Annotated in this window: 4 protein-coding genes; 2 read left to right on the top strand and 2 right to left on the bottom strand. The window is 38.8% G+C overall.

What is annotated here, in order from left to right:
- Positions 1–43: 43 nt before the first annotated feature.
- Positions 44–382, bottom strand: a complete 339-nt coding sequence (locus F752_RS24230; RefSeq protein ID WP_051049906.1) for a hypothetical protein — start codon at positions 380–382, stop codon at positions 44–46.
- A 187-nt stretch (positions 383–569) separates the two neighbouring features.
- A complete protein-coding gene (locus F752_RS0114285; protein ID WP_017732425.1) occupies positions 570–1,232 on the bottom strand; it encodes a recombinase family protein in 663 nt (220 codons plus the stop codon).
- Positions 1,233–2,053: 821 nt separating this feature from the next.
- Between F752_RS0114285 and F752_RS0114280 the strand changes: the two genes are divergently transcribed.
- Together F752_RS0114280 and F752_RS0114275 are read left to right on the top strand one after the other, a co-directional pair.
- The gene (locus tag F752_RS0114280; RefSeq protein ID WP_152425146.1) at positions 2,054–3,766 is read left to right on the top strand and encodes a translocation/assembly module TamB domain-containing protein; all 1,713 of its coding nucleotides are present in this window, start codon (positions 2,054–2,056) and stop codon (positions 3,764–3,766) included.
- Between the two features lie 235 nt (positions 3,767–4,001).
- Positions 4,002–7,361 carry a hypothetical protein gene (locus tag F752_RS0114275; protein WP_017732423.1) on the top strand — a complete coding sequence of 1,120 codons (3,360 nt, stop codon included), beginning with the start codon at positions 4,002–4,004 and terminating at the stop codon, positions 7,359–7,361.
- Positions 7,362–7,469: the final 108 nt, after the last annotated feature.

The following is a 7,469-nucleotide window of genomic DNA, read 5'->3' as shown; positions in this document are numbered from 1 at the left end:
TAAAGCTAAATTAATTATTTTTTTAACTTTGACACAGTTCCATTTACAGTCTCGAATAGCCCCACTCATAGCAAAAATTAAAAGTTGTGTTATTTTCACTTACTTGATGGGTATAGAACCTAAAATCAAAGCCCATTTGTTGAAGTGCTTCTTGTTGAGTTCCAGAATGACCTGCATTGTTTATTTCTTTGAGAATATTGCGATTTTTACGCAATATGCGATTAAGCTTTTGAATTGATTCTTCCTCTTTATTTTTCTTTCGATTGTTAAATTGAGCTTTACATTGAACGGTACAAAATTTCTTATCTGTCCTTCCTGTTATTTCATTTCCGCAGTATAAGCAAGATGTTGAAGTAGAGGTAGCTTTTGGTGATTTGTTCATAGGGCCTAGTTTAAACGAATAAATGCGAATAAATTCGATTGTAAACGGGATTATTCGCCTATTTAGCAACAACAACTTAATAATCCCTTTTAGTTTATTATGCTTGGGTAATTTGTAATTCCCCGAGGCTCCAGGCCTCTTGTGCAGAAAATTATAAGATTCGGTGGCTAGCTTTCATTGAGGTCAATCATAAAATAATTTTTAATGATTTTGATCTTCCACTTATGCATTCCCTTTTTTTTATTTCTACACTGTCTGGAATGTTAGATGATTTGTCTGATATGTTTTCTGACTCTAAATTGAGGTATCTATAACAAGTTGCCCGACTGATACCAAGACTAGCGGAAATCTCGGGTACTGTTTTTTCGCCACTTTCATACAAGATTTTAGCAGATTTAGCTTTCGCTGTGGCTTCTTTAGAGAGTCCTTTAGGTCTTCCTCCTTTTCTCCCTCTGGCACGGGCAGCTTCCAAGCCAGATGTGGTACGTTCCCTTATAATTTCCCTTTCGAACTCCGCCAGTGAGGCAAAGATATTAAAGGTAAAACGGCCCGTTGCAGTACCAGTATCAATACCATCTTTAAGGCTGACAAATTCAACTCCTTGTTCTCGGAAGGAAGAAATAAGTTCGATTAGGTCCTTCAGAGAGCGGCCAAGTCTGTCAAGTTTCCATACTACTACAACGTCGCCTTTTCGGAGCTGGTCTACCATCTTTTCAAGTTGTGGCCTGTCTTTACTCTTGCCCGAAATTTTTTCCTTGAATATTATCTCACAGCCATAGCTTTTAAGGTCATCAAGCTGAAGCTCTAACTTTTGATCCTGGGTACTTACCCTTGCATAACCTATTTTCATAATCTTGTATCAAAAACTCTGTCTCAAATATAAAACAATATTTGAAAAATGAGATGCATTATTGAGAACTAATTGTAACCCCCAGGAGTAGATATTTTAATAAGTTAAACTGTCTCCTTAAACGGTCGTTTTATGGGATACAGAAGAATCTTGTACTTCACCAATCTCATAATTTGAAAAGCAATCCGATATTCAGTGTAAACTAAATCTTTAGCTATTTAACTAAATATTTTTTAATAAAATGGAATGTAAGTTATTATGAAATTTAGCTAATTATTTTTGCCAAAAGAGCCCAGGACTTTCCTTTGTTCAATAGTTTATTGGAATAAGTAATTGTAATGATTATTAAAATATTTGCTATTTAAATACAATTTAAGATTTTAAGTTTGCACCGTTCATTTTGTATTATTCATAAAACAATACAAAATATTCATTCTATACAGGTAATATAGGCATTTTGTGCAAGCCTGGTTTTATTGTTTTCTTCTCCAGGTTTAGTTAGAAAATCAAGTAATGACTCGGAGGGGCTTTTTGTTTACCAGGAGTGGGAAATAAGATGATTGTGCAAGGTTTTATTATGATTTAACCCTTTCGGTCATCTGGCAACTACATCCTGCATTGGCAAAAGTCTGGCTAAAGGAAGGGCAAAGCACCCTCTTTGAAGAATTAAAAGGAAGGAGACGCAAAATTGCTTTAAATATGCTGACCGTTAGAAGCGGTTGTCCGCAATATAAATTGATTAACGAATCCAACCTTCAACACCTTGAGATAGGCTTAACCCTTTAGGCAGCCTCCCCTAAATACAGAAACCTCAATCATATATGAATAAACATTTACTCCTAACTATCAGCTTCCTTCTCTTATCTATGGCTGCTTTCGCCCAGAAAAATGGGAAAAACCCTAACTCCAACGGGAATGAAGACGGCGGCCGAGTCAATCTCCTTTTGCCTCATGGTAACGTTGGGATTAATACCCTGACACCTTCCGAACGGCTGGAAGTTATCGGAAATGCACGAATCAGTGACAGGCTTTTTGTTGAAAACATTGAAGTTACCGGTTTAAGTGCGACCAACATTACGGTGAGCGAGGACATTAAGGTAGGAAGGCATGTGTTAGTTAATGGGAACATTGGCATTGGTGTACAACTTCCTGCAGAGCGACTGGAAATCGACGGCAACCTGCGCGTAAGTAGCCGCATTTTTGCGGATGCTATAGAGGCTAGCTCAATCCTTGGGTTAAAAGGCACCTTTACTGAGCATTTAAATGTAAGAGAGCTGTTTACCGTCGTTGGCCTTACAGGCTTAGGAATTGCCTCTCCGGTAGAACGCTTGGAAGTGGCTGGGAATATCAAAGCTACGGAAAACCTGATGGCTAAAGGCCTGCAGGCACAAACAGGCTCATTTTCCTCTTCCGTAGCCATATCTGAAAATCTTACTATCAATGGAAATACTGGTTTGGGTGTTGCAACTCCTGCGGAAAGGCTGGAAGTGAATGGAAATGTAAAAACTACAGGTGCTTTCATAGGTCAAAAGCTTCAGGTAGAAGAAGGCAGCTTTACCGGCAATGCAGGTATTGGACAGGATCTGAGCGTAACAGGTACGGCCTCTTTTACCGGAGCGGCAGATATGACTCAACTGACTGTTTCCGGTAAGCTGCAAAGCAATAGCTTACAGGCAGGTACAGGTTCCGTAGACGGACCGTTAGCTGTTGGTGGCAATACTATCATTAGTGGCAATACAGGGCTGGGGGTAACTGAACCGGTGGAGCGATTGGAAGTAGGTGGAAACGTAAAGGTGAGTAATACCTTGTTTGCCGCCTCTCTGGAAAGTACTGAGATGAGCCTGCAAAATGCTACAATAGCTAAGAAGTTAACGGTAGGGGGGGATGTCTTGGTGACAGGTAAAGTAGGAATTGGGAATGTAGAGCCTTCCGAAATGTTGGAGGTAACCGGAAATATTAGAACCAGTGGAGAGCTGTTAGGTCAAAGCTTGGCCGTTGAGCAGGGTAAATTTGGTGGTAACCTTGGGGTGGGGCAAAGTCTCGTCGTAGGAGGTTCAGCTGATTTTTCTGGGAACACTAGTTTTAAGCAGAATGTCGAAATAGTCAATAGCCTTAATGTAAGCAAAATTCAGGTACAAGAAATCTCTTTTGCTGATGGGGCCGGAAACTTTAAGGCGCCAGTTGGTTTTGGAGCAACAGTGGTGCCTGCTGGATACCAGGTAGCCGTGAATGGGGCTATCCTGACAACCTCTGTAGAGGTTTCAGAATACAATAACTGGCCGGATTATGTCTTTGAAAAGCATTACAAGCTTTTGTCCTTAACGCAAATCAAGGATTACATTAATAAAAATGGTCACCTACCGAACATCCCTTCTGCAAATGAAGTGAAAGAAAATGGCTACAATTTATCTGAAATGGATGCTATGCTTCTTGAAAAGATAGAGGAATTAACGCTCCATCTTATAGATCTAAAAGAAGAAAACGAAGAACTGCGTAAAGAGATAAATAGCTTAAAGCTAAAAAGAACAAAATAGCTCTTCTCTTTATTTTATCGAATTGACGCTGTCTGTTCCTTTTCAAAATCCTTTTCCCACACTACCAAGTCGGTAGTGGGTAAGACGCTTTAATTTGCCTTTATCAACACTGGCGAAAGGAAAAGGAAGAAACGCACTCAATTTTCCCATTGTATTCTCAGGATTCTGCCTGTCGTAAGAAATAGTTCTTTAATCCCTCAAAGCTGGGGTTAAAGCTTTTAACAATCAACCTGTCATGAAGAAAAGACTCATTGTTTGCATTTGCTTTTTACTGCTAATCCAGGCGGGAGCGGTGTTAAGCCAGACGGAAGGAGAGCTGAATTTGAACATGGTTCCGATTCCCAAATCACCAGAAGTTGCAGCCTTAGGGAAGTATGGAGAAATACCTGTTTCTACTTACACTGGAATTCCGTCAATTAGCATTCCAATTTTTGCATTAAAAGGTAGACAGTTGGAGGCTCCAATTAGTCTGTCCTATCATGCCGGAGGGATTAAAGTTGAAGAAATTGCAACCTCAGTAGGTCTTGGGTGGAACCTAAACTATGGAGGTATGGTAACCCGCATTACAAGAGGGATAGCGGATGATGAACCAACCATAGGCTTTTTAAATTCAGACTTTAAACCATCAGACTTCTTGGAAATATCAAATCCTCCTACCACTGAAATGACGGTTAAAATGCAGCAGGCACTAAACCAATCGATTGATTTAGAGCCGGATCTGTTTTATTTTAACTTCAATGGATTCTCAGGTGAATTCTTCTTTGATGAAAAAGGGGATTATCATTTCAAGTCTCACCAGAACATGCGAATTGAAAAGGTAGTAGAATCGGAAATTATAACAGGCTGGATTTTTACTACGCCTGATGGAACAAAGTATTATTTCGGCAAATCCAAAAACGCAGAAAGGCTTGCAGTTGAAAAATCTTCTGTAACCATAAAAGGAGCAGCCCGCGATAGTCGGCTGGACCCCCACATTACCTCCTGGTTTTTACTTGACATCACAAATGTAAATGGAACTGATAAAATTGAATATTTTTATAATAAACAGCTAAGAACTGTTTGCTCTAGAGGAGAGGAGAAAAAAATTTGGATCATGCAATCTTTAGATTGCGAGGATTATAAAAGATACACCCCCGTTACTTATATAACCTCTTTAAATGAAGGAGTCCGGATAAAAGAAATTAAATCTGCTTTTAATACTGTACGCTTTCATTTTGATACTGATAGACAGGATTTAAAAGGAGATAAGGAACTCGATAAGATAGAAATTCTTAACAATGATGGTTCTTTTTTGAAGAAGTACGAATTAAAGCAGGACTATTTTGAAAGCAGCTCAAATAGTTTACCCTATGTTCCTTACGTCACAACAGAAGAAAGAACAAAAAGATTAAAGCTTATCTCCGTTCAGGAAGTCGGGCAAAATGATTCTAAAAAGCCGCCTTATCTCTTTACGTATAATTCAAAGGTTCTGCCCGAAAGGTTCTCCAGAGCTATTGATTTTTGGGGATATTATAATGGAGAACCAAATTCAACGCTTATTCCAAGCTTCAATTATTTTTTGGATGAAGAAAGATTTGTTGATTTTGAAGGTGCTGATAGAAGTGCGAAAGATAATTTTGCTCAGGCTTGTGTTCTTGAAAAGATACAATATCCAACCGGGGGGCATACTATTTTTAAGTTCGAAGGTAACAAAGTCTTAAAAGGAAGTTGGAATCAACTTCCTCCAGAAGCAGTACAAAAATATTCAACCATTGTGGATGATGATCCGGAAGCCGAGTATTATTCAGCAGAGATTTTCATAAAAAATACAGAGGAATTCGGAACAATAGTTGATTACGAATTTACAAATGTTCCCTGTGATTCAGAAATAGCTACGAGAGATTGTATGTTGTGGTTTACTATTGTTGGAGTAACGGACCCTTCCTTTTACTTCAAAGCAGATTACTTCTCCGGCTCATTCAAACTGAAAGAAGGAATATATAAAGTCAGTGTTATTAAAAGAAATGTTGATTTTGATTTCGATAGATTGAAGTTTTCATGGAAGGAAAATCCAGAAGAGGAGGCTACAGGAACAGGATCGGAAGTCATGGTTGGTGGTTTGAGAGTAAAAGAAGTCAGAAGCTTTGATCCAATTACAAACAACCAAAATGCCATATTTTATAGTTACAATAATTTTGGTAAGCCTCAGGAAACCAGTGGTTATTTGAGTGCAGGCCCAAAATTCTTTTGGAAACAAGATCCCTCCGGATGTACTGAAGATTGTGAGTTGCTAATTATGACTTCAAGTAGCCAATACCCATTGGCAACCTCAAAAGGGGGTTACGCAGGATACACAAACGTGGAGGAAAAACGGCATGAGAATGGAGAAAATGGATATACCCGGTATTATTATTCCTTTGACTATGATGATGAAAGAGCAAGTACCTCCTACCCTTTTGCCCCACCAAATACCATGGAGCATAGGAGGGGAAATTTACAGCTCAAGGAGGTGTATGACATAAATGGAAAGAAAATTCGGAGTGAAAAGAATAACTATATTTACCTTCCTATCCATAGTGACTTCCACAACTATTCAGTAACAGGAATTAAAGTATCAGGCATTCCAGATAAGGCTGCCTGCTTTAAAGAATACCAGACCAGCGGTGAATGGTACTATCTTGAAAGCCAAGAGGTTGTGTCTTATGAGAATGAAGAATTTGTTTTCAAGACTGAATACAAATATGATCATCCGGAGAAGCATGTTTTTCCCACCCGAATTATCCACAATGATAGTAAGGGTATTCCATTAACAAGAGAAAAAATCTATCCCACTAATTCACCAGAAGATTTTTCAATCTCTTTATCTAAGGAGGAATTAGCTGCTAAAGAAGAGATGCTGGAAAGCTATTTCATTGGTGAGCCAATAGAGGAAGTAGTTTATTGGAATAGTTATAAAGCTACTTCTAAAACCTTTAAAAGTTATTTTGTGGAAAATGGCAGCCTGTTTCTGAGGCACATAAAACAGGCTGCCGAAGGAGAGTCCTATATTGAAAAAGTGAGCGTGGTTAGTTACGATGACTTCGGGAATCCGACAGAGGTTGTAAAGGCTGATGATGTTCCTCAATCCTTTATCTATAGTGAAGGAGGAAAATATTTGATAGGCGTTGCCTCAAACGCAAAATTCAATCAGATTTTCTACACCAGTTTTGAGGAGGATGGTGAGTTGGATACTGAGGCGAAATCTGGGGCCAGGGTAAAAGAACTCAATAGTGAGTTTAACTTCTCTAATAAGGAATTTCCAGCGGGTAGTTACTTCTTAAGTTACTTTAAAAAAGTGAATGGAAAGTGGGAGGCTGTTAATGAAAAAATAAAGCATGCCGGAGGCACCTTAGGAAGGATGTTAGTAGGTAGGATAGATGAGCTTAGGCTTTTTCCTGAAGGGGCTCATTTTGTCACCTACACCTATGAAGAGGGAAAAGGAGTTTCTTCTCGCACAGATGAGAATGGGATGACTACCTATTACAGGTATGATAATTTAGGGAGGCTGGAGTTAATATTGGATAATAGCCGAAATCACCTTCAATCTCATAAATACCAGTATTCCTCAAGTAAATAGCTAAGCCTGTCCTTTTGCCAACCTAACTAGTCAGTAACTATGTGTTCAATATTAACACAACCAGGTCGAATCATTAAACTTTCCATTATTGCGTTGCTTCTTTTTCTA

Source organism: Nafulsella turpanensis ZLM-10 (assembly GCF_000346615.1).
Classification (GTDB): domain Bacteria; phylum Bacteroidota; class Bacteroidia; order Cytophagales; family Cyclobacteriaceae; genus Nafulsella; species Nafulsella turpanensis.
This window is presented reverse-complemented; position numbering and strand designations above follow the sequence as displayed.

Bases quoted from the DNA above. Each gene is read 5' to 3' on its own strand.
- F752_RS0114280 (WP_152425146.1), top strand. From the start codon at position 2,054: ATGAATAAACATTTACTCCTAACTATCAGCTTCCTTCTCTTATCTATG.
- F752_RS0114275 (WP_017732423.1), top strand. From the start codon at position 4,002: ATGAAGAAAAGACTCATTGTTTGCATTTGCTTTTTACTGCTAATCCAG.
- F752_RS24230 (WP_051049906.1), bottom strand. From the start codon at position 382: ATGAACAAATCACCAAAAGCTACCTCTACTTCAACATCTTGCTTATAC.
- F752_RS0114285 (WP_017732425.1), bottom strand. From the start codon at position 1,232: ATGAAAATAGGTTATGCAAGGGTAAGTACCCAGGATCAAAAGTTAGAG.